This is a genomic window from Agrobacterium sp. 22-210-1 (genome assembly GCF_053522525.1).
The window spans coordinates 618,560-640,569 of the sequence record NZ_JBNWCI010000001.1; the positions used below are offsets into that span (position 1 = coordinate 618,560).

General features: G+C 58.1%; 16 protein-coding genes and 1 tRNA gene. 14 read left to right on the forward strand and 3 right to left on the reverse strand.

Annotated features, from left to right (window positions below; genetic code table 11):
* Window positions 1–159: 159 nt before the first annotated feature.
* Window positions 160–2,010 (forward strand): ABC transporter ATP-binding protein, encoded by a 1,851-nt coding sequence (locus tag ACQZ5F_RS03065; RefSeq protein ID WP_448730976.1) that lies wholly within the window; start codon window positions 160–162, stop codon window positions 2,008–2,010.
* A 74-nt stretch (window positions 2,011–2,084) separates the two neighbouring features.
* On the opposite strand, the gene ACQZ5F_RS03070 is transcribed toward ACQZ5F_RS03065, so the two are convergent.
* Window positions 2,085–2,411, reverse strand: coding sequence for a BA14K family protein (locus ACQZ5F_RS03070; RefSeq protein WP_046798152.1), 327 nt, complete (start codon window positions 2,409–2,411; stop codon window positions 2,085–2,087).
* Window positions 2,412–2,745: 334 nt separating this feature from the next.
* On the opposite strand from ACQZ5F_RS03070, the gene ACQZ5F_RS03075 reads away from it, so the two are divergent.
* Together ACQZ5F_RS03075 and ACQZ5F_RS03080 are read left to right on the forward strand one after the other, a co-directional pair.
* Complete coding sequence (locus ACQZ5F_RS03075; protein WP_046798153.1) at window positions 2,746–3,195, forward strand: hypothetical protein; 450 nt, start codon at window positions 2,746–2,748, stop codon at window positions 3,193–3,195.
* A 678-nt stretch (window positions 3,196–3,873) separates the two neighbouring features.
* Complete coding sequence (locus ACQZ5F_RS03080; RefSeq protein ID WP_046798437.1) at window positions 3,874–4,242, forward strand: MliC family protein; 369 nt, start codon at window positions 3,874–3,876, stop codon at window positions 4,240–4,242.
* Between the two features lie 482 nt (window positions 4,243–4,724).
* Here ACQZ5F_RS03080 and ACQZ5F_RS03085 read toward each other — a convergent pair whose 3' ends face one another.
* Window positions 4,725–5,357: a TerC family protein gene (locus ACQZ5F_RS03085; protein WP_046798154.1), complete on the reverse strand. Its 633-nt coding sequence runs from the start codon at window positions 5,355–5,357 to the stop codon at window positions 4,725–4,727.
* A 402-nt stretch (window positions 5,358–5,759) separates the two neighbouring features.
* On the opposite strand from ACQZ5F_RS03085, the gene tuf reads away from it, so the two are divergent.
* From tuf to rpoC, 11 genes are all read left to right on the forward strand, one after another.
* Complete coding sequence (gene tuf, locus ACQZ5F_RS03090; protein WP_003507684.1) at window positions 5,760–6,935, forward strand: elongation factor Tu; 1,176 nt, start codon at window positions 5,760–5,762, stop codon at window positions 6,933–6,935.
* 339 nt (window positions 6,936–7,274) lie between these two features.
* Entirely contained in the window at window positions 7,275–8,081 is an 807-nt protein-coding gene (locus ACQZ5F_RS03095; protein ID WP_225339188.1) for a glycosyltransferase family 2 protein, read from the forward strand.
* 226 nt (window positions 8,082–8,307) lie between these two features.
* A tRNA-Trp gene (locus tag ACQZ5F_RS03100) sits at window positions 8,308–8,383 on the forward strand.
* 183 nt (window positions 8,384–8,566) lie between these two features.
* Window positions 8,567–8,767, forward strand: coding sequence for a preprotein translocase subunit SecE (gene secE, locus ACQZ5F_RS03105; RefSeq protein WP_003523719.1), 201 nt, complete (start codon window positions 8,567–8,569; stop codon window positions 8,765–8,767).
* A 33-nt stretch (window positions 8,768–8,800) separates the two neighbouring features.
* Window positions 8,801–9,331, forward strand: coding sequence for a transcription termination/antitermination protein NusG (nusG, locus tag ACQZ5F_RS03110; protein ID WP_046798156.1), 531 nt, complete (start codon window positions 8,801–8,803; stop codon window positions 9,329–9,331).
* 143 nt (window positions 9,332–9,474) lie between these two features.
* On the forward strand, window positions 9,475–9,906 hold the full coding sequence (rplK, locus tag ACQZ5F_RS03115) for a 50S ribosomal protein L11 (RefSeq protein ID WP_027677153.1): 432 nt from the start codon (window positions 9,475–9,477) through the stop codon (window positions 9,904–9,906).
* A gap of 2 nt (window positions 9,907–9,908) precedes the next feature.
* Window positions 9,909–10,604, forward strand: a complete 696-nt coding sequence (gene rplA / locus ACQZ5F_RS03120; protein WP_046798157.1) for a 50S ribosomal protein L1 — start codon at window positions 9,909–9,911, stop codon at window positions 10,602–10,604.
* Window positions 10,605–10,959: 355 nt separating this feature from the next.
* On the forward strand, window positions 10,960–11,478 hold the full coding sequence (rplJ, locus tag ACQZ5F_RS03125; protein ID WP_046798158.1) for a 50S ribosomal protein L10: 519 nt from the start codon (window positions 10,960–10,962) through the stop codon (window positions 11,476–11,478).
* 59 nt (window positions 11,479–11,537) lie between these two features.
* A complete protein-coding gene (gene rplL / locus ACQZ5F_RS03130) occupies window positions 11,538–11,915 on the forward strand; it encodes a 50S ribosomal protein L7/L12 (protein WP_046798159.1) in 378 nt (125 codons plus the stop codon).
* A gap of 262 nt (window positions 11,916–12,177) precedes the next feature.
* Window positions 12,178–16,314: a DNA-directed RNA polymerase subunit beta gene (gene rpoB, locus ACQZ5F_RS03135; RefSeq protein ID WP_046798160.1), complete on the forward strand. Its 4,137-nt coding sequence runs from the start codon at window positions 12,178–12,180 to the stop codon at window positions 16,312–16,314.
* A gap of 178 nt (window positions 16,315–16,492) precedes the next feature.
* Window positions 16,493–20,701 (forward strand): DNA-directed RNA polymerase subunit beta', encoded by a 4,209-nt coding sequence (gene rpoC, locus ACQZ5F_RS03140; RefSeq protein ID WP_046798161.1) that lies wholly within the window; start codon window positions 16,493–16,495, stop codon window positions 20,699–20,701.
* Between the two features lie 168 nt (window positions 20,702–20,869).
* Here rpoC and ACQZ5F_RS03145 read toward each other — a convergent pair whose 3' ends face one another.
* The gene (locus tag ACQZ5F_RS03145; protein WP_046798162.1) at window positions 20,870–21,955 is read right to left on the reverse strand and encodes a helix-turn-helix transcriptional regulator; all 1,086 of its coding nucleotides are present in this window, start codon (window positions 21,953–21,955) and stop codon (window positions 20,870–20,872) included.
* Window positions 21,956–22,010 lie beyond the last annotated feature (55 nt).

Here is a 22,010-nt window from a genome sequence, read left to right on the forward strand (position 1 = left end):
CATGGCGTCATCTGTAGATTTGACGCCATGTTTGAGCGCTTTGCCGCGAAGGCGGCGTCCGCCATTCTTTGTAATTGAGGTCAAAGGCCGGTCATGGTTCCATGCCGGGCGCGTAACTGATTCCTCCCCGTCGATACCAAGCTGTGATCCGAGAGGCCCATGTCGATTTCAGATACGATTTTTCGCCCTTTCGAGACATTGATACGGCCACTCGAGATTCCCTTCCGCCCGTTGCCGTCGAAAGGCCCCGTGGCGGTGCTGCTGCATTTCATTTCGATGTTTCGTGGCGTCCTCATTGCTCTCGCCTTGTCGTCCATGGCGGTGGAAGCCATCAACCTCTCCATCATCTGGGGATTGTCCGTCATCGTCGATGGCGTGACGGCGCAGGGCGCGGAGGTTTTCCTGCGTCATGAATGGCGGCTGCTCGCAGTCCTCGGGCTGCTGATCTTCCCTGCCATGCCGATAGCGTCGTTTCTTCTCAATACGCTCAATTCGCACACGCTCGGCATTGCGATGCCGGCGGCCATCCAGTGGCAGGGCCACAAGGCCGTGGAGCGGCAGGATCTCGCATTTTTCCATGAGCTTTATGCCGGGCAGGTCGCTTCGCGTCTTTCACAGGTCTCGTCGGCGGTTCAGCAGCAGATCATCAATGCCTTCCAGACCGGACCGCGCTTCCTGCTGCAGATGGTCGGCTCTCTGGTTCTGCTGGCCACACTATCCTGGCAGCTGGCGCTGCCGGTGTTCATCTGGATCGTGCTGAATGTGGGGCTCGCCGTTAAACTGGCTCCCGTCTTCACGGAGCGGTCGCGTCGTTCGGCCAAGCAGAAGAGCCTTGTCTCGGGTGCGATCACCGATCTCTACAGCAATATGCAGATGATCAAGCAATTTGCCGCTGAAGACAGCGAGGCGGGCGCAATCCGCCGTATCCTGAACAAGGCGGTGCAGACGCAGCACAGGGAGCAGCGTGTCTACCGCGCGTCCGAACTGGTTGTCGTGGCGCTCAACATGGCGTTATGGCTGGCAATCCTGTCGGTGGGTTTTTCCGGTCTGGTGAAGGGCTTCATCACGGTCGGAGAATTTGTCGGCGCCGTCTATATATTGCAGCGGCTGTCGGGTCACACATTCACCTTCCTGCAAATGGGCCAGCAGATATTCCAGGCGATCGGCACCATCAAGGACGCCATGCCTGTCATGACGACGCCGCCGACCATCACCGACAGGGCCGGTGCTGCCGAGCTCAGCGTTCCGAATGGGAACATCGATTTCGACCATATCCGCTTTGCCTACAAGGCTGGAAAGCCGGTGATTGACGACCTGTCGCTGACGGTGCGCGGGGGAGAGAAGGTCGGGCTCGTGGGCCTTTCCGGCGCGGGAAAAACGACGCTGGTCAATCTGCTCCTGCGGTTTTACGACATTCAGGGTGGTGCCATTCGCATCGACGGTCAGGATATCCGCGATGTCTCGCAGACGAGCCTGCGCCGCAATATCGGGGTGATTGCCCAGGATGTGGCGTTGCTGCACCGGTCGGTTGGCGACAATATTCGCTACGGCCGACCGGAGGCGACGCTCGAGGATATCGAGCAGGTGGCGAAAGTTGCGAAGGCGGATGGTTTTATTGCTGACCTCGCTGATAGCGAAGGGCGCAAGGGATATCAGGCGTTTGTCGGGGACCGCGGCATCAAGCTTTCCGGCGGACAGCGCCAGCGGGTCGCCATTGCCCGCATGCTTTTGAAAGATGCACCCATTCTGATCCTCGACGAAGCGACATCCGCGCTGGATAGCGAATCCGAAGCCGCCATTCAGGAAAAGCTCAACCTGGTGATGGAAGGCAAAACGGTGATCGCGATCGCGCACCGCCTGTCGACCATTGCGAGAATGGATCGGATCATCGTGCTGGATCACGGCCGAATCGTCGAAGAGGGGCGGCCGGAGGAACTGGTCGAGCGGGACGGGCTGTTTGCGCGGCTCTGGAAGCGCCAGATCGGCGGCTTCATACCGGAAGACGAGTGATCAGACAGATATGCGTTTGCCGCAAACGTGTTGGGTGCCACCCACCATTTAAAATCGCTGTTCTCTAAGTCGGATCAATAGGGGGAAAGACACTGCGTGCGTGTACCCGCAGGTGCCATATAGCTGTTGTCGGTCGGATGGTAGGACGTGTATCGCGCCGCACACCATTTGACATGGTTTATCTCCGCCTGCGACAGGGCGTAACCATTGGAGGTGGCTTCCTCACCCTTTCCCGCGGCGAAGGCGGATGCGGGGTAGCTGTGCTGGTTCGAATTCTGCGCCTGTTCCGGCGGTTCATAGGCCGGCTGTATGAGGCTCAGCGCATGGGCTGGTATGACGGAAGCGCCAGATAATGCGACGCCAAGAGCGAGTGCGGAGATAGTCTTCGGCATCCTCAACATCGATAAATCCTCGTTATTCGTTTGGGATGCTAACGAAAATTTAGGAAATTCGTTCCGTGAGAGGGTTGACGTCACACGAATACGTGATTCTTCGAGACTGGCGGAAAGGTGGAGCGGCGGGATTGGACCGGCTGCTTCCGGGGCTGTTGGGCATTACGCGTCCACGCGCAAAATGTGAGGCGGCATGACGCCGTCTTCACCAGGACGATGCCGTGTCGCGTGAGCAGGTTTCATTTCCCGTCAATTCGACTTTGCGTCCTTCCCGCACTGCTCGTTGACAAGCGGAAAATCCGGTCGGATAGTCGGCCGGCAATCATGCAAACGGGAGTCTTCAATGTTTAACAGGGTTGTCATTCTCTCATCCTTTGCGCTGCTGGCATCGGCAGCGTTCGTCTCCCCCGCAGCCGCACTCACCATGAAGGAGTGCAGCGTGAAATATCAGGCGGCGAAAGCCGACGGGTCGGCCAAGGACGTCAAGTGGAACGACTATCGCGCCAAGTTCTGCGGCAGTGAGGCGGCGGCCGAGGATGCGGCTGACGATAAGCAGGTCGCGGCCACCACAGACAAGGAACCCGCAAAAGCGACGACAAAGGCCCCGAAGGGTGTCGCTTTCCCGAGTGCTGTCGATAAGAAATATTCAAGCGAGACGCCCGGCAAGGCTCGCCTGAAGACCTGTGTCGACTCCTATCACAAGAACAAGGATGACGGCACGCTCGGCGATCTGAAGTGGATCCAGAAGGGCGGCGGCTACTGGAGCCTGTGTAACACGGCGCTGAAGAGCTGATATGGGGCAGGGCGGCGGCGGACTGCCGTCGCCCGACCATCAGACTGATTCCAAAATCATATCGGCAGGCGGGATACCGTTTCAGCCGGGGAGGGCGTGTTTGAACTTTCTCCGGAGTTGTGCGCCTTTATCTCTTTTGCAAACCCTGCCGGCAATGGCGGGGTTGTGTTCACGCGCCGTCCATCGCCAGACGGGACAGAGGTGGGGCAATGCCCCCAATGGTCAGGCGTGGCGGGGAGGGACATCCGGGCCCTTGGGCAACCCCGTTTTCGGGCGGGTAAAATCTGTGAATAGTCCGTGATTCAGTATCTTGGTAGAAAGAGTTGATCCTGCGGTTCGACCCGCATCCAGCAATTCAACGGTGAGAGCTGTCCCGTGACGGCCGACCGGCAATGTGGGCGGATGACCAGACGATTTCGAAACTATCTCGCGGTGCTGGCCATATCATTGATGATGTGGGCGGTGATTCTTGGTGTCGCTTATTGGATGTATCGATAAGGGCACCGGGGGTGTCTTCCGGCACGAACTGACGGGCGGGTAGACGCGCGTCGTCGATAAGCTGCGATATGTCTCCCGTCATTCATGTTGCCGCAAATTCCAAAAGGCCAGGAATGGTCCGCCCAATTTTGGCTTTGCTGTCGTGACCTTATGTTTCGACCGGATCAGGAAAGGGTCATCATGAAAAAATCCATCGCCGTCACGTGTCTTGCAATCTTGTCGTCGCCGGTCGCTTCCGCCGCCCTGGCGGATGATCTGATGATTCCGCTTCCGAAGGACACGACGATCGAGAAGGTCGAGACTGTCTATCAATGCGCCGCCGACACGGTGGAGGCAGTCTATTTCAATGCCGGCGACATCAGCCTCGTGCGGCTGGGACTGAAGGATGGCGTCATCGTTGCCGCAAATGTCATTTCAGGCTCAGGGGCCAGATATCAGGGCGGCGTCCATGTCTGGTGGTCGAAGGGCGATGAGGCCGATCTATACGATCTAATGGCCGATCCCGAGATGAAGAAGCCGGTTCATTGCGTGGAAAAGAAGAAGTCCTGATCGCCGACGGCTGCCCTTAAAGGAGCGGCGGCAGGGCGGTTATGAAACCTTGCCATGCCGCCGGTCAGTGTTGGTCTGCGCTTGCGGCGCGTTCAGACGAGAACGAGCGACGCCAGCAGCGCGAGAAGGATGAGGGAGCTTGCGACAACGCCGAGTTTCATCCTTCGAAGGCGGCGGGTACGACCGCCGCTCCAGTCATAAGCCATTGGCAGCTTTACCTTTCTTTTTATTATTATGACTTATTACTAGCTCCCTGGGCTTGCTTGTGGCTGACCTCAATTGCCAGAATCCATAGGCAAGAAATTACGATTTCCCTGCCTTGCCCGGATGTTGCAGCGGTTGAACCTGATGATTCTTGAGGTGTGCCTGCCGGTTGGTCGAAATGGTTTTTTGAAGAAGTTCGCCGTGCTCGTCAGCTCGTAAAAAAGGCCCGGAAACCTTTACGTTTCCGGGCCTTTCAAATGGCGTTGCTGCGGGGCGGCTCAGCCCAGATAGGCCTTGATATAGGGCAAGACTTCGATCACGCCGTGATAGAGCATGTTAAGTGCCACATAGATGATGACAATCAGGCCGAGATAGGAAATCCAGCGATAGCGGTGCAGCAGCTTGGCGACGAAGTTGGCGGCAAGCCCCATGAGAGCGATCGAGACGATGAGGCCGATCACCAGTACCGTCACATGTTCCTGTGCGGCGCCGGCAACAGCCAGAACGTTGTCCAGCGACATGGAGACATCGGCGATGACGATCTGGGTTGCGGCCTGAAAGAAGGTCTTGTGGCCTTTGGTCAGGTCGGCTTCTTCGTCGGTCACCTCGTCTTCGATGGAGCCGGCGGCCTCGCGCAGTTCGGACCACATCTTCCAGCATACCCAGGCGAGCAGCAGGCCGCCGAACAATTGCAGGCCGACAATGGCGAGAAGCTGCACGGTGACGGCGGCAAAGGCGATGCGCAGAACGGTGGCGGCGATGATGCCCACCAGGATTGCCTTGCGGCGAAGATGGGCGGGAAGCCCCGCAGCGGCAAGGCCGATGACGATGGCATTGTCGCCCGCCAGAACGAGATCGATCGCAATGACCTGTAAGAATGCCGTGAAACCGGCGGCTGTGAAGATTTCCATGGGATGGTCCTGAAACGGATAGAAAGGCCGCGGGGGAAGCGACGGATCGAGATATGCATGGGATGGCGCGCCCGGCGCCGCATTGCGATCGCCCGTCTCCCCCCGGCGATGGACTGTCCTTAAGCCATCATGGCGGTGCAGGTAAAGAAGTTGTGATGGAAATATCTTAATTAGTGATCGAGAATAGCAGAAAGGCGCTCGCCGCGGCTTGCGTCGATGTCATCCTTCCAAGGGTTTAAATGTCGCAAACAACACACCATATGCGGGCCTCGGGGCACGCTTGAAGCGCGTGCGCAGGCGCTTTCACAATTAAGTCTTGCGCATTCGCTTACAAAGCCTTAAACGGCGACACCAAACCGGTTCGCCGGGGAAACTACTTCACGTTCACAGGAAGCAATTCACATGGCAAAGAGCAAGTTTGAGCGCAATAAGCCGCACGTCAACATTGGCACGATCGGTCACGTTGACCATGGCAAGACGTCGCTGACGGCCGCGATCACGAAGTTCTTCGGCGAATTCAAGGCGTATGACCAGATCGACGCCGCGCCTGAAGAAAAGGCCCGTGGTATCACGATTTCGACGGCACACGTTGAATATGAGACGCCTGCCCGTCACTACGCGCACGTCGACTGCCCCGGCCACGCCGACTACGTGAAGAACATGATCACCGGTGCTGCCCAGATGGACGGCGCGATCCTGGTTTGCTCGGCTGCCGACGGCCCGATGCCGCAGACCCGCGAGCACATCCTGCTTGCCCGTCAGGTTGGCGTTCCGGCAATCGTCGTGTTCCTCAACAAGGTCGACCAGGTTGACGACGCCGAGCTTCTCGAGCTCGTCGAGCTTGAAGTTCGCGAACTTCTGTCGTCCTACGACTTCCCGGGCGACGATATTCCGATCATCAAGGGTTCGGCACTTGCTGCTCTTGAAGATTCTGACAAGAAGATCGGTGAAGACGCGATCCGCGAGCTGATGGCCGCTGTTGACGCCTACATCCCGACGCCTGAGCGTCCGATCGACCAGCCGTTCCTGATGCCGATCGAAGACGTGTTCTCGATCTCCGGCCGTGGTACGGTTGTGACGGGTCGCGTTGAGCGCGGTATCGTCAAGGTTGGTGAAGAAGTCGAAATCGTCGGCATTCGTCCGACCTCGAAGACGACGGTTACCGGCGTTGAAATGTTCCGCAAGCTGCTCGATCAGGGCCAGGCTGGCGACAACATCGGTGCTCTCGTTCGCGGCGTTACCCGTGACGGCGTTGAGCGTGGCCAGATCCTGTGCAAGCCGGGTTCGGTCAAGCCGCACAAGAAGTTCATGGCAGAAGCCTACATCCTGACGAAGGAAGAAGGCGGCCGTCATACGCCGTTCTTCACGAACTACCGCCCGCAGTTCTACTTCCGCACGACGGATGTGACTGGCATCGTTTCACTGCCGGAAGGCACGGAAATGGTTATGCCTGGCGACAATGTCACGGTTGAAGTCGAGCTGATCGTTCCGATCGCGATGGAAGAAAAGCTGCGCTTCGCTATCCGCGAAGGCGGCCGTACCGTCGGCGCCGGCATCGTTGCTTCGATCGTCGAGTAATAATTGCCGGTAGAAATACCGGTGATGCATGTATGATTTCAGAAAGCGGCGGCACCATTGGTGTCGCCGCTTTTTTTTGTTGAAAAATTCGATTTTGGCCGACGTGAACTTGAAAATATAAGTAATTTTTTTTAGGCGTATCTGCCGGGGTGTTATGGTTACTTGATCTCATAACTATAATGCCTGCGCATCTGGGTGGAGGCGTAATAGATGACATTTTTATTGCATGTTTATTGCAGCTCATTTTCGGCTCGGTGTTCCGAGCCCAGGCATCATTATTTTCTATTCGGGCGGGAGATTCCATTCCGCGTAAATGCTGTCTAAATTCAAGATTATAAGATGTCTGATCTTACTGTAGTGCTGACGAGTTGCCGACGCCCGGATCTGCTTATTGCGACGGTTGACGCATTTTTCGCGACGAACGATTACCCGCTGCGCGAGTTTATCATCATCGAGGATTCCGGTGACGAGTCGGTCCTTGATCTTCCGGCAAGATATCCCGACCAGCCGGTGCGGGTAATTTTAAACGGCGTCAATCTCGGTCAGCATCGCTCGATAGACAAGGCCTATGCTGAGGTCAGCACGTCCTATATTTTGCATCTTGAAGATGATTGGACCTTTCCGGTGCCGGGGACCGTGGCGAGGGGGCTGGAGATACTCAGGCGAGACCCGCAGGTTGCCCTCGTCCAGCTAAGGACGCACGAGGACATGCCGGAAGATGTTCGCCGGCTTTCCAAAATATCGAATGACATTGGCTACTGGAAGATACCGCCCGCTGCGCATCGGGTCTGGCATAGCTTCACGTTCAATCCGACCCTGAAGCGTTTCGCCGATTACCAGAAACTGCCCCATGGCTATGCCGGATTTGCCACCGAAGCGGAAATCAGTCTCTATTATAAAGACCTTGGTGCAATCATGGCATGGCTGGCGGATACGCACGTCAATCACTCCGGTTTCGGCCGCAGCAATTATGGCAGCAAGTCTGCTGGCGGTCTGGCAGGGGTATTAAAGGGTGCGAATCGATTTTTCTCGGTGGCGACGCTCAGAAAATGGCGCCGTTCCGTCGATCGGCGCGTGGCTCATCAAAGGCGCAAACATCGTGAAAAACAAAGCGTGGCGGCGACGGATAAGATGCCTGAGTCCTAGCCCTCTTGTGCGGGCAGGGCTTCATTTGTGGGCGTAACGCCTGTTCGATCGCGGATGTGTGGGGTGTGGGGTGCCGAAGGCTCAGGGGTTATGGCCCGACGACAGCGCGAGGGGCGGTATAAACTTCTGAAAGCCGGCAAAAAGCGCTTGCCATTCTTTTTTCAGGGCCTTAAAGGAACGCATATCGAACTGGCCAAGCGATTTTCGCGGCCGGTTACGGTGATGAAGGGGTATAGCTCAGTTGGTAGAGCGGCGGTCTCCAAAACCGCAGGTCGTAAGTTCGAGCCTTACTGCCCCTGCCACTTTCCATTCGCAAGCGCGATCTTCGCTGCATGGCAGATGGGTGCCGGATTTCCGGCGAATTTCGCGGAATGTCGATTTCCTCTTGTTAAAAGTGGAATCGGTGTTTATGTAGGTCAAAACAGACACGCGGTGCGTGGGGCTGATTAGTTCGGCTTTACGCGCCGTAATTGCGTGGGCAGTCAATGGCATCCAAAACCAATCCGTTTACGTTTCTGCAGCAGGTTCGCGCCGAAGCGTCAAAAATTACTTGGCCGTCGCGCCGCGAGACCATGATTTCGACGGCTATGGTGCTGGTGATGGTCATTTTTGCGGCTCTGTTCTTCTTTGCTGCGGACCAGCTCATCGGCTGGCTGCTCAGCCTCGTGCTGAACGTAGGCCGGTAACGGCACGGTCAAAGGATTGAACGGAGAATAAAAATGGCAGCACGCTGGTATATCGTTCACGCATATTCGAATTTCGAAAAGAAGGTCGCCGAGTCGATCGAGGAAAAGGCTCGCCAGAAGGGCCTTGATCATCTTTTCGAGAAAATCCTCGTGCCGACCGAAAAGGTTGTCGAGGTGCGTCGCGGCCGTAAGGTTGATAGCGAGCGCAAGTTCTTTCCGGGTTACGTGCTGGTGCGCGCCAACCTGACGGATGAGGCCTATCACCTCATCAAGAACACGCCGAAGGTTACCGGTTTCCTCGGTTCGGACAATAAGCCTGTTCCGATTCCCGATTATGAAGCCGATCGTATTCTCGGTCAGGTTCAGGAAGGTGTCGAGCGTCCGAAGTCTTCGGTTTCGTTCGAGATCGGCGAGCAGGTTCGCGTTTCCGACGGTCCGTTCGCGTCGTTCAACGGCGTGGTTCAGGATGTCGACGAAGAGCGTTCGCGCCTGAAGGTGGAAGTTTCGATTTTCGGCCGCGCTACGCCGGTCGAGCTGGAATACAATCAGGTCGAGAAGGTCTGATTGGAGGGGTGAAGCCCCAAGCGCGTGGAAGGCAATCTGGCTCTTAAGCCGGGGCAGGGCGCCGCACCACGCAACCGCAGCCGCCGGAGCGATCCGGCTAGAGAGAAGCCGGGTAACCGGTTTGAATTGAAAGGCAGAGAGATATGGCTAAGAAAGTTGCAGGCCAGCTCAAGTTGCAGGTAAAGGCTGGGTCGGCCAATCCGTCCCCGCCGATCGGTCCGGCACTTGGTCAGCGTGGCATTAACATCATGGAATTCTGCAAGGCGTTCAATGCCGCCACGCAGGAAATGGAAAAGGGTATGCCGATCCCGGTCGTCATCACCTATTACCAGGACAAGTCCTTCACCTTCGTCATGAAGCAGCCGCCGATGACCTATTGGTTGAAGAAGGAAGCTAAGATCACCTCCGGTTCCAAGACGCCTGGCAAGGGCGCCAAGGTCGGCTCCATCACCAAGGCTCAGGTCAAGACGATCGCTGAAGCCAAGATGAAGGATCTGAACGCAGCCGATATCGAAGGCGCAATGGCAATGGTTGAGGGCTCCGCCCGCGCCATGGGCCTGGAAGTGGTAGGTTGATCATGGCCAAGGTAGCAAAGCGCATTCAGAAGATCCGCGAAGGCGTGGATCCCAACAAGCTCTACGTTCTCACCGACGCCATTTCGATGGTCAAGGAACGTGCGGTTGCCAAGTTCGACGAAACCGTTGAAGTTTCGATGAACCTCGGCGTTGACCCGCGCCATGCGGACCAGATGGTTCGTGGCGTTGTCAACCTGCCGAACGGCACCGGCCGTGACGTTCGCGTCGCCGTTTTCGCCCGTGGCGTCAAGGCTGATGAAGCCACGGCTGCCGGCGCTGACGTTGTCGGCGCGGAAGAACTGGTTGAAATCGTTCAGGGCGGCAAGATCGACTTCGATCGTTGCATCGCGACCCCGGACATGATGCCGCTCGTCGGCCGTCTCGGCAAGGTACTCGGCCCGCGCGGCATGATGCCGAACCCGAAGGTCGGTACGGTGACGATGGATGTTGCCGGCGCCGTCAAGGCGTCCAAGGGCGGCGCTGTCGAGTTCCGCGTCGAAAAGGCTGGTATCGTGCATGCCGGCATCGGCAAGGCTTCGTTCGACGCCAAGGCTCTTGAAGAAAACATCAAGGCTTTCGCCGATGCGGTCGTCAAGGCAAAGCCGACGGGTGCCAAGGGCAACTACGTCAAGCGCGTTGCCATCTCCTCGACCATGGGTCCGGGCGTCAAGATCGACCCTTCGTCGGTTACGGCTTAATCAATTCTCGCGCGTCCTTCGGGCGTGTGACTAAAAGAATTTCCGGCTCTCAGGGAGCCGGAGATTTCCGGGGAAACCCGGAACTCCTGTCCGAGATTGCGGGTGGCCATGTCTTTCGGGATCTGGCCTTAATCATTCAACCTGCATGAGACGGGTGAGGCTGGATTTGAGACATCTGAGGATGTCTGACTGTCCGGTTCGAACCTGGTGTGCCTGTGCCTGAAGCCGTTTGCGGCGACAGAGCGGGGGACAGGATCCTCGAGCGTCGCTCGGGATCTTTGTAAAAAGGTCCCCTGGGGCAAAGGCAAACCCGACGGGTTCACAATCATGTGGTCCCGTCTACTGGAGACAGACAGTGGAAAGAGCGGAAAAACGCGAATTCGTCACGGAGCTGAACGAAGTCTTCAAGGCTTCCGGTTCGGTTGTCGTGGCCCACTATGCTGGTGTCACCGTTGCGCAGATGAACGACTTCCGTTCGAAAATGCGCGCTGCCGGAGGCACCGTCAAGGTCGCGAAGAACCGCCTGGCCAAGATCGCTCTTCAGGGCACGGAGTCGGAAGGGATGACAAATCTCTTCAAGGGCCAGACGCTGATTGCATACAGCGTCGACCCGATGATCGCTCCGAAAGTCGTCATGGACTTCGCAAAGGCCAACGATAAAGTCGTTGTTCTCGGCGGTTCCATGGGCGCAACCACGCTCAACGCCGAAGCAGTCAAGTCGCTTGCGACCCTGCCTTCGCTGGACGAGCTGCGCGCAAAGCTGCTGGGCCTTCTCAATGCCCCGGCAACTCGCGTCGCTACGGTTGTTGCCGCACCTGCAAGCCAGCTTGCACGCGTGTTTTCGGCTTACGCCAAGAAGGACGAAGCCGCTTAAGGCGGTTTTTCGCTGTAATTATTCAAACTGGTTCGAACTGAACAAAAGGAACTATCAAAATGGCTGATCTCGCAAAGATCGTTGAAGACCTCTCCACCCTGACCGTTCTGGAAGCTGCAGAACTGTCGAAGCTTCTTGAAGAAAAGTGGGGCGTTTCCGCTGCTGCTCCGGTAGCTGTTGCTGCTGCTGGCGGTGCTGGCGTTGCTGCTGCCGCTGAAGAAGAAAAGACTGAATTCGACGTGATCCTGGTTGACGCTGGCGCCAACAAGATCAACGTCATCAAGGAAGTTCGCGCTATCACGGGCCTCGGCCTGAAGGAAGCCAAGGACCTCGTTGAAGGCGCTCCGAAGGCTGTCAAGGAAGCCGTTTCCAAGGCTGAAGCTGCTGATCTCAAGAAGAAGCTTGAGGACGCAGGCGCCAAGGTTGACGTTAAGTAATCTTGCGATTGCTTGCGGGGGAGGCTGTCTCAGCCTTCCCCGTCTGTCATCGTTTTAAACCTTATTACCCAAAAGCCGCGTGAAAATGGCTTTTGGGTAATGGGTTCTTCAAGAGAATGGTTCCGAACCGGCTCATCTAGGCAATCCGGCCTGATCGATCCGGGATGTGGAACGAGATTGATGATACCCATTGCTTGACGGGGTCGACTGGCCATCGGTTCCCGTCCGTTGCAGGCCCGGATGCAATTTTAAAGGAGCGACGATGGCTCAGACCCTTTCGTTTAACGGTCGCAGGCGCGTACGCAAGTTTTTCGGCAAAATTCCAGAAGTAGCGGAAATGCCGAACCTCATCGAGGTTCAGAAGGCTTCGTATGACCAGTTTCTCATGGTTGACGAGCCCAAGGGTGGCCGTCCCGACGAGGGATTGAATGCCGTATTCAAATCCGTATTCCCGATCACCGATTTTTCGGGCGCATCCATGCTCGAATTCGTATCCTACGAATTCGAAGCGCCGAAGTTCGACGTCGAGGAATGCCGTCAGCGCGATCTGACCTATGCAGCGCCGCTGAAAGTGACGCTGCGCCTCATCGTGTTCGATATCGACGAGGATACTGGCGCGAAGTCCATCAAGGACATCAAGGAACAGTCCGTTTACATGGGCGACATGCCGCTCATGACCAATAACGGTACGTTCATCGTCAACGGCACCGAGCGCGTCATCGTTTCGCAGATGCATCGTTCGCCGGGCGTGTTCTTCGACCACGACAAGGGCAAGAGCCATTCTTCCGGCAAGCTTTTGTTCGCTGCCCGCGTCATCCCGTATCGCGGTTCCTGGCTCGACATCGAGTTCGACGCCAAGGACATCGTTTATGCGCGTATCGACCGTCGCCGCAAGCTGCCTGTGACCTCGCTCCTGATGGCGCTCGGCATGGATGGCGAAGAAATCCTGTCGACCTTCTACACCAAGGCTTCCTACGAGCGCTCCGGCGATGGCTGGCGCATTCCGTTCCAGCCTGAAGCGCTGAAGAACGCCAAGGTCATCACCGACATGATCGACGCCGATACCGGCGAAGTTGTTGTCGAAGGTGGCAAGAAGCTGACCCCGCGCCTTATCCGCCAGCTCGTCGACAAGGGCCTGAAGGCGCTTAAGGCGACTGACGAAGACCTCTACGGCAACTTCCTTGCCGAAGACATCGTCAACTATTCGACGGGTGAGATCTATCTCGAAGCCGGCGACGAAATCGACGAGAAGACGCTCGGCCTCATCCTGCAGTCCGGCTTTGACGAGATTCCGGTTCTCAACATCGACCACGTCAATGTTGGCGCCTATATCCGCAACACGCTGTCTGCGGACAAGAACCAGAACCGCCAGGAAGCGCTGTTCGACATCTACCGCGTCATGCGTCCGGGTGAGCCGCCGACCATGGATTCGGCCGAAGCGATGTTCAACTCGCTGTTCTTCGATGCTGAACGTTACGATCTCTCGGCTGTTGGCCGCGTGAAGATGAACATGCGCCTCGACCTCGACGCGGAAGACACCGTGCGTACGCTGCGCAAGGAAGACATCCTCGCCGTCGTCAAGATGCTGGTCGAACTGCGCGACGGCAAGGGCGAAATCGACGACATCGACAACCTCGGCAACCGCCGTGTTCGTTCTGTCGGCGAGCTGATGGAAAACCAGTATCGTCTGGGCCTTCTGCGCATGGAACGTGCGATCAAGGAACGTATGTCCTCGATCGAAATCGACACCGTGATGCCGCAGGACCTGATCAATGCGAAGCCGGCAGCCGCCGCCGTTCGCGAATTCTTCGGTTCCTCGCAGCTGTCGCAGTTCATGGACCAGGTGAACCCGCTTTCGGAAATCACCCACAAGCGCCGTCTTTCGGCTCTTGGACCGGGCGGTCTGACCCGTGAGCGCGCCGGCTTTGAAGTCCGCGACGTTCATCCGACCCACTACGGCCGTATTTGCCCGATCGAAACGCCTGAGGGACCGAATATCGGTCTGATCAACTCGCTTGCAACCTTTGCCCGTGTGAACAAGTACGGCTTCATCGAAAGCCCGTACCGCAAGATCACCGACGGCAAGGTAACGACCGACGTGATCTATCTCTCCGCGATGGAAGAGGCCAAGTATTACGTCGCACAGGCCAATGCCGAACTCGATGGCGAAGGCGCCTTCGTTGAAGAGTTCGTTGTTTGCCGTCACTCGGGCGAAGTTATGCTCGCACCGCGCGACAACATCAACCTTATGGACGTTTCGCCGAAACAGCTCGTTTCGGTCGCTGCGGCTCTCATTCCGTTCCTGGAAAACGACGACGCCAACCGCGCTCTCATGGGCTCGAACATGCAGCGTCAGGCCGTTCCGCTTCTGCGGGCGGAAGCGCCGTTCGTCGGCACGGGCATGGAACCGGTCGTTGCTCGCGACTCCGGCGCTGCCATCGCGGCTCGCCGCGGCGGTATCGTCGATCAGGTGGATGCGACGCGTATCGTTATCCGCGCTACGGAAGACCTCGATGCGGGCAAGTCGGGCGTCGATATCTACCGTCTGCAGAAGTTCCAGCGTTCGAACCAGAACACCTGCGTCAACCAGCGTCCGCTGGTCTCCGTCGGTGACGCCATCTCCAAGGGTGACATCATCGCGGACGGTCCGTCGACCGACCTCGGCGATCTGGCGCTTGGCCGTAACGCGCTCGTCGCGTTCATGCCATGGAACGGCTACAACTACGAAGACTCGATCCTGATGTCGGAACGTATCGTTTCCGACGACGTGTTCACCTCCATCCACATCGAAGAATTCGAAGTGATGGCGCGTGACACGAAGCTTGGTCCGGAAGAAATCACGCGCGACATTCCGAACGTTTCGGAAGAAGCGCTGAAGAACCTCGACGAAGCCGGTATCGTTTACATCGGTGCGGAAGTTCAGCCGGGCGACATCCTCGTCGGCAAGATCACGCCGAAGGGCGAAAGCCCGATGACGCCGGAAGAAAAGCTTCTGCGCGCCATCTTCGGTGAAAAGGCCTCCGACGTTCGCGACACCTCCATGCGCATGCCTCCGGGCACGTTTGGTACCGTCGTGGAAGTCCGCGTCTTCAACCGTCACGGTGTGGAGAAGGACGAGCGCGCGATGGCTATCGAGCGCGAAGAGATCGAGCGCTTGGCGAAGGACCGCGACGACGAGCAGGCAATTCTTGACCGTAACGTCTACGGTCGCCTGATCGACATGCTGCGTGGCCACGTTTCCATCGCCGGTCCGAAGGGCTTCAAGAAGGGCGTCGAACTTTCCAACGCCGTCGTCTCCGAATATCCCCGCTCGCAGTGGTGGATGTTCGCGGTCGAGGACGAGAAGGCTCAGTCCGAACTGGAAGCGCTTCGCGGCCAGTACGACGAGTCCAAGTCACGCCTTGAACAGCGCTTCATGGACAAGGTCGAAAAGGTCCAGCGCGGCGACGAAATGCCTCCGGGCGTCATGAAGATGGTCAAGGTCTTCGTTGCTGTTAAGCGCAAGATCCAGCCGGGTGACAAGATGGCCGGCCGTCATGGTAACAAGGGCGTCGTCTCGCGTATCGTTCCGGTCGAAGACATGCCGTTCCTTGAAGACGGCACGCATGTCGACATCTGCTTGAACCCGCTCGGCGTGCCTTCGCGCATGAACGTCGGCCAGATCCTCGAAACCCACCTCGCATGGGCATGCGCAGGTATGGGCAAGAAGATCGGCGAGATGCTCGAAGAGTATCGCAAGACGATGGACATCAGCGAGCTTCGCAGCGAGCTGACGGAAATCTACGCGTCTGAAGCCAATGACGAGGTTCAGCGCTTCGATGACGACTCGCTGGTGAAGCTTGCCGAAGAAGCCAAGCGCGGTGTTTCCATCGCGACCCCGGTCTTCGACGGTGCGCATGAGCCTGACGTCGCCGCGATGCTGAAGAAGGCAGGTCTGCATGAATCCGGTCAGTCCGTCCTTTACGACGGTCGTACCGGTGAGCCGTTCGACCGCAAGGTCACCGTCGGCTACATGTACATGATCAAGCTGAACCACCTTGTCGACGACAAGATCCACGCTCGCTCGATCGGTCCTTACTCGCTCGTTACCCAGCAGCCGCTGGGCGGCAAGGCGCAGTTCGGCGGACAGCGCTTCGGGGAAATGGAAGTCTGGGCTCTGGAAGCATACGGCGCGGCCTACACGCTGCAGGAAATGCTGACCGTCAAGTCGGACGACGTGGCCGGCCGCACCAAGGTCTACGAAGCGATCGTCCGTGGCGACGATACCTTCGAGGCCGGTATTCCGGAGAGCTTTAACGTTCTCGTCAAGGAAATGCGGTCGCTCGGTCTTTCGGTTGAGCTGGAAAACTCGAAGATCGAGAACCAGCCCGACGACCAGCTGCCCGACGCGGCGGAATAAAAATGAGAGAGGCGGGCGCCTTCCGGGCGCCCGCCGGTTTCCCGTCAGCCCGGCTGGCGTGGGACACTTTCGCCGCATTGTGCGGTTAATCCGTATTTAAAGCTCTGGACGGTGACCCGGGAAGAAGCCGGTCCGGATGCAAACAGGGGCAGCAGCTAGCCTCTCAAGGAGACAAGGCATGAACCAAGAGGTCATGAATCTTTTCAATCCTCAGGTGCCTGCGCAGCATTTCGATTCCATCCGGATTTCGATTGCTTCGCCGGAAAAAATCCTGTCGTGGTCCTACGGCGAGATCAAGAAGCCGGAAACCATCAACTACCGTACGTTCAAGCCGGAACGCGACGGCCTTTTCTGCGCGCGTATCTTCGGACCGATCAAGGACTACGAGTGCCTGTGCGGCAAGTACAAGCGCATGAAGTACAAGGGCATCATCTGCGAAAAGTGCGGCGTCGAAGTGACGCTGTCGCGCGTTCGCCGTGAGCGCATGGGCCATATCGAGCTCGCAGCGCCGGTTGCCCACATCTGGTTCCTGAAGTCGCTTCCCTCGCGTATCTCGACCCTGCTCGACATGACGCTGAAGGATGTCGAACGCGTTCTCTATTTCGAGAACTACATCGTCACCGAGCCTGGCCTCACTTCGCTGAAGCAGAACCAGCTTCTGTCTGAAGAAGAGTACATGATCGCCGTCGACGAGTTCGGCGAAGACCAGTTCACCGCCATGATCGGCGCTGAAGCCATCTACGAGATGCTGGCTTCGATGAACCTCGAAAAGATCGCCGGCGACCTGCGTGCCGAACTTGCTGAGACCACGTCTGATCTCAAGCAGAAGAAGCTGATGAAGCGCCTGAAGATCGTCGAGAACTTCATGGAGTCGGGTAACCGTCCTGAATGGATGATCATGAAGGTCGTTCCGGTTATTCCGCCGGACCTGCGCCCGCTGGTTCCGCTGGATGGCGGCCGTTTTGCGACGTCCGACCTCAACGATCTCTATCGCCGCGTCATCAACCGTAACAACCGTCTGAAGCGCCTGATCGAGCTTCGTGCGCCTGGCATCATCATCCGCAACGAAAAGCGTATGTTGCAGGAATCCGTCGATGCGCTGTTCGACAACGGCCGTCGCGGCCGCGTCATCACGGGTGCCAACAAGCGCCCGCTGAAGTCGCTCTCCGACATGCTCAAGGGCAAGCAGGGCCGCTTCCGCCAGAACCTTCTCGGCAAGCGCGTCGACTATTCCGGTCGTTCGGTCATCGTGACCGGTCCGGAACTGAAGCTGCACCAGTGCGGCCTGCCGAAGAAGATGGCGCTCGAACTGTTCAAGCCGTTCATCTACGCCCGTCTCGACGCCAAGGGTTACTCCTCGACCGTCAAGCAGGCCAAGAAGCTGGTTGAAAAGGAAAAGCCGGAAGTCTGGGATATCCTCGACGAGGTCATCCGCGAGCATCCGGTTCTTCTGAACCGCGCACCGACGCTGCACCGTCTGGGTATCCAAGCTTTCGAACCGATGCTGGTCGAAGGCAAGGCCATCCAGTTGCACCCGCTCGTCTGCACGGCCTTCAACGCCGACTTCGACGGTGACCAGATGGCTGTTCACGTGCCGCTTTCGCTGGAAGCCCAGCTGGAAGCCCGCGTGCTGATGATGTCGACCAACAACATCCTGCATCCGGCGAACGGTCACCCGATCATCGTTCCGTCGCAGGACATGGTTCTCGGCCTCTATTACCTGTCGATCATGAACCAGAACGAGCCGGGCGAAGGCATGGCTTTCTCCGACATCGGTGAGCTGCATCACGCGCTTGAAAACAAGGTCGTGACGCTGCATGCCAAGATTCGTGGCCGCTTCAAGACCGTGGACGCCGATGGCAAGCCGGTTTCGAAGATCCATGAAACGACCCCTGGCCGTATGCTGATTGGCGAACTTCTGCCGAAGAACGTCAACGTGCCTTTCGACGTCTGCAACCAGGAAATGACCAAGAAGAACATCTCCAAGATGATCGACACGGTCTACCGTCATTGCGGCCAGAAAGACACGGTCATCTTCTGCGACCGCATCATGCAGCTCGGTTTCAGCCACGCCTGCCGCGCCGGCATTTCGTTCGGCAAGGACGACATGGTCATTCCGGACAGCAAGGTGAAGATCGTTGGCGACACCGAAGCCTTGGTGAAGGAATACGAACAGCAGTATAATGATGGTCTCATCACCCAGGGCGAAAAGTACAACAAGGTTGTCGACGCCTGGGGCAAGGCAACCGAGAAGGTCGCCGAAGAAATGATGGCGCGCATCAAGGCTGTCGAGTTCGATCCGGAAACGGGCCGCCAGAAGCCGATGAACTCCATCTACATGATGTCCCACTCGGGCGCGCGTGGTTCTCCGAACCAGATGCGTCAGCTGGGCGGCATGCGCGGCCTGATGGCCAAGCCCTCGGGTGAAATCATCGAGACGCCGATCATCTCGAACTTCAAGGAAGGCCTGACCGTTAACGAGTACTTCAACTCGACCCACGGTGCCCGTAAGGGTCTTGCAGACACCGCCTTGAAGACGGCGAACTCGGGTTACCTTACCCGTCGTCTGGTTGACGTCGCGCAGGATTGCATCGTCGTTTCCACCGATTGCGGCACCGACAAGGGCCTCACCATGACCGCCATCGTCGATGCCGGTCAGGTCGTTGCCTCGCTTGGCGCACGTATCCTCGGCCGTACGGCTCTTGATGATATCGATCATCCGGTTTCCGGCGAGAACCTCGTCAAGGCTGGCACGCTCATCGATGAGGCCGATGTGGCCGTCATCGAAAAGGCGGGCATCCAGTCCGTGCGCATCCGCTCGGCTCTGACCTGCGAAGTGCAGGTTGGCGTTTGCGGCGTCTGCTACGGTCGTGACCTTGCACGCGGTACGCCTGTCAACATGGGCGAAGCCGTTGGCGTTATCGCCGCACAGTCGATCGGTGAACCGGGCACGCAGCTCACCATGCGTACCTTCCACCTTGGCGGTACGGCGAACGTGGTCGACCAGTCGTTCCTTGAAGCCTCTTACGAGGGCACGATTGCGATCAAGAACCGTAACATCCTGCGCAACTCGGAAGGCACTCTCATCGCGATGGGCCGTAACATGGCCGTCACCATTCTCGATGAGCGCGGTGCGGAACGTTCGTCGCAGCGCGTCGCTTACGGCTCGAAGATCTTCGTGGATGATGGCGACAAGGTAAAGCGTGGCCAGCGTCTGGCAGAATGGGACCCCTACACCCGTCCGATGATGACGGAAGTGGAAGGCACCGTTCACTTCGAGGACCTCGTCGACGGTCTTTCCGTTCTGGAAGCCACCGACGAATCCACCGGCATCACCAAGCGTCAGGTCATTGACTGGCGTTCGACGCCGCGCGGTTCGGACCTCAAGCCCGCGATCGTCATCAAGGACGCTTCCGGCGCTGTTGCGAAGCTTGCCCGTGGTGGCGAAGCCCGCTTCCAGCTGTCCGTGGACGCCATCCTGTCGGTCGAGCCGGGTTCGAAGGTCTCCCAGGGTGACGTGCTTGCACGTTCGCCGCTGGAAAGCGCCAAGACGAAGGACATCACCGGTGGTCTGCCGCGTGTTGCCGAACTGTTCGAAGCACGTCGTCCGAAGGATCACGCCGTCATCGCCGAGATCGACGGTACGATCCGCCTCGGTCGCGACTACAAGAACAAGCGTCGCGTGATGATCGAGCCTGCGGAAGACGGCGTTGAGCCGGTCGAATACCTGATCCCGAAGGGCAAGCCCTTCCATCTTCAGGAAGGCGACTACATCGAGAAGGGCGAATACATTCTCGACGGCAACCCGGCACCGCACGACATTCTGGCGATCAAGGGCGTAGAGGCTCTGGCTTCCTACCTCGTGAACGAAATCCAGGAAGTCTACCGACTGCAGGGCGTTGTGATCAACGACAAGCACATCGAGGTGATCGTTCGCCAGATGCTGCAGAAGGTTGAGATCACCGATGCCGGCGACAGCCAGTACATCGTCGGCGACAACGTCGACCGTATCGAGCTGGACGACATGAACGACCGCCTGATCGAGGAGGGCAAGAAGCCGGCTTACGGCGATCCTGTCCTGCTCGGCATCACCAAGGCTTCGCTGCAGACGCCGTCCTTCATCTCGGCCGCATCCTTCCAGGAAACCACCAAGGTTCTCACGGAAGCTGCGATTGCCGGCAAGACGGACACGCTGCAGGGCCTCAAGGAAAACGTCATCGTCGGCCGTCTCATCCCGGCCGGTACCGGCGGCACCATGACGCAGATCCGCCGCATCGCTACCTCGCGCGACGACCTCATTCTCGAGGAACGCCGCAAGGGTACGGGTGCAGGTTCTGCAAACCAGATGCTGCAGGACATGACGGATCAGGTTCCGGCCGCCGAATAAGGCGAACGAAGCCGAAAGGGCAGGGGCTTTACGAAGCCCTGCCACGGTTCATAAAAACGCCCGGAGCAATCCGGGCGTTTTTTCGTTTCGGCGGGTCACTGCTGCGGATGCGGGGGCTGGTTGATATTCAGATCGGTGTGGCCGAGGGCTTCAAGCCGTGCGGCAGGTTCAGCCCTGCTCGCCGATGTTGTAGCGCGTCAGAACGGAAAGCCGGCGGACGAGATCGGTCTGGCCGGTGCTGCCGGTCTTCGCATAGATCGACTTGGCGTTGCTGCGGACCGTCTCGTGGGAAATCTGCAATTGCTTCGCCACCGAGGGAAGCGAAAGCCCCTTCATGATTTCCAGAGCAACGCGGGCTTCGGCCCTGGTGAGGTCATAAAGCCCTTTCAGAAGCAAGGTCGCGTCCGCGACGGCGCCTACGGGTTGCGATATCAGAACGATGGCGCTGCCGTTCGGGGAGAGGTCCAGTGCATCCTTGCGCAGCGGGATGACGTGAAGGATGCAGGCCCGCTCCTCGCTGGTCGGCATGGGGAAAGAGCTGACGCCACGCCCGGCCAGCGCCTTGTAGAGCAGTCGGTTTACTCTTTCGTCGGAAATGGAGATCCTGTCGCGGGCGCGGGTGGATATGCACTTCTGGAGCGTCTGAAACAGGCCGTTGGCGGAAAGGACACGCCCGCTTGCCTGCAGCACCGCCGCCGGCGCGCCAATGGCATTGAGACCGAGTGTCATCGCATCGGCCCTCTGGCGCTGCAGCCGGGTTGCAAGTGTGAGGCTGCGGGCTATATGCGGCCTCAGCCTGCCGAGCGCGGCCATCGTCTCCGGGCCGATGACGCCGCTGTCGAGCTTGCGTTCGAAAAGTACCGTCATTTCCGGATGGTCAGGTGGAGCGACCTGGGTTGCCGCCCCATATCCCAATCCACGTGGCATCAGGAAGTCGCGCACGATCGGTAGCCCGGCCCATTCATCGTGGGTGAAGACATCGAAATCATGCACGAAGGAAAATTGTCCCTCGCGAACCGCGCGGGTGAGGCGGTCATTGCGGTGGTTCCAGCCGCCCTCCATGAAGGCCTGCATCAATTCCTGGAAATTGGGAGTGAAAAGCCAGGCTTCTTCCTCACCCTTGCCCCAGGTGAGGGCGCCGCCCCAGAAATCCAGCCGTTGACCGATTGTGGCGATGACCTTCGCCCAGCGGTCGGGAAAAAGCGCCGCCTCGTAAATGTCATCAATAATGTCTGCCGAAGATATATTGTCCAACCCGCCACCGGAATTTTATGTCGGGGTTATTTAAGCTAATATCTTCATGATGTTC

Coding starts and splice junctions, on each gene's coding strand:
- ACQZ5F_RS03085 (WP_046798154.1), bottom strand. CDS start 5,357: ATGGAAATCTTCACAGCCGCCGGTTTCACGGCATTCTTACAGGTCATT.
- rplA (WP_046798157.1), top strand. CDS start 9,909: ATGGCCAAGGTAGCAAAGCGCATTCAGAAGATCCGCGAAGGCGTGGAT.
- ACQZ5F_RS03070 (WP_046798152.1), bottom strand. CDS start 2,411: ATGTTGAGGATGCCGAAGACTATCTCCGCACTCGCTCTTGGCGTCGCA.
- tuf (WP_003507684.1), top strand. CDS start 5,760: ATGGCAAAGAGCAAGTTTGAGCGCAATAAGCCGCACGTCAACATTGGC.
- rpoB (WP_046798160.1), top strand. CDS start 12,178: ATGGCTCAGACCCTTTCGTTTAACGGTCGCAGGCGCGTACGCAAGTTT.
- rplL (WP_046798159.1), top strand. CDS start 11,538: ATGGCTGATCTCGCAAAGATCGTTGAAGACCTCTCCACCCTGACCGTT.
- ACQZ5F_RS03080 (WP_046798437.1), top strand. CDS start 3,874: ATGAAAAAATCCATCGCCGTCACGTGTCTTGCAATCTTGTCGTCGCCG.
- ACQZ5F_RS03075 (WP_046798153.1), top strand. CDS start 2,746: ATGTTTAACAGGGTTGTCATTCTCTCATCCTTTGCGCTGCTGGCATCG.
- rplK (WP_027677153.1), top strand. CDS start 9,475: ATGGCTAAGAAAGTTGCAGGCCAGCTCAAGTTGCAGGTAAAGGCTGGG.
- rpoC (WP_046798161.1), top strand. CDS start 16,493: ATGAACCAAGAGGTCATGAATCTTTTCAATCCTCAGGTGCCTGCGCAG.
- ACQZ5F_RS03065 (WP_448730976.1), top strand. CDS start 160: ATGTCGATTTCAGATACGATTTTTCGCCCTTTCGAGACATTGATACGG.
- secE (WP_003523719.1), top strand. CDS start 8,567: ATGGCATCCAAAACCAATCCGTTTACGTTTCTGCAGCAGGTTCGCGCC.
- nusG (WP_046798156.1), top strand. CDS start 8,801: ATGGCAGCACGCTGGTATATCGTTCACGCATATTCGAATTTCGAAAAG.
- ACQZ5F_RS03095 (WP_225339188.1), top strand. CDS start 7,275: ATGTCTGATCTTACTGTAGTGCTGACGAGTTGCCGACGCCCGGATCTG.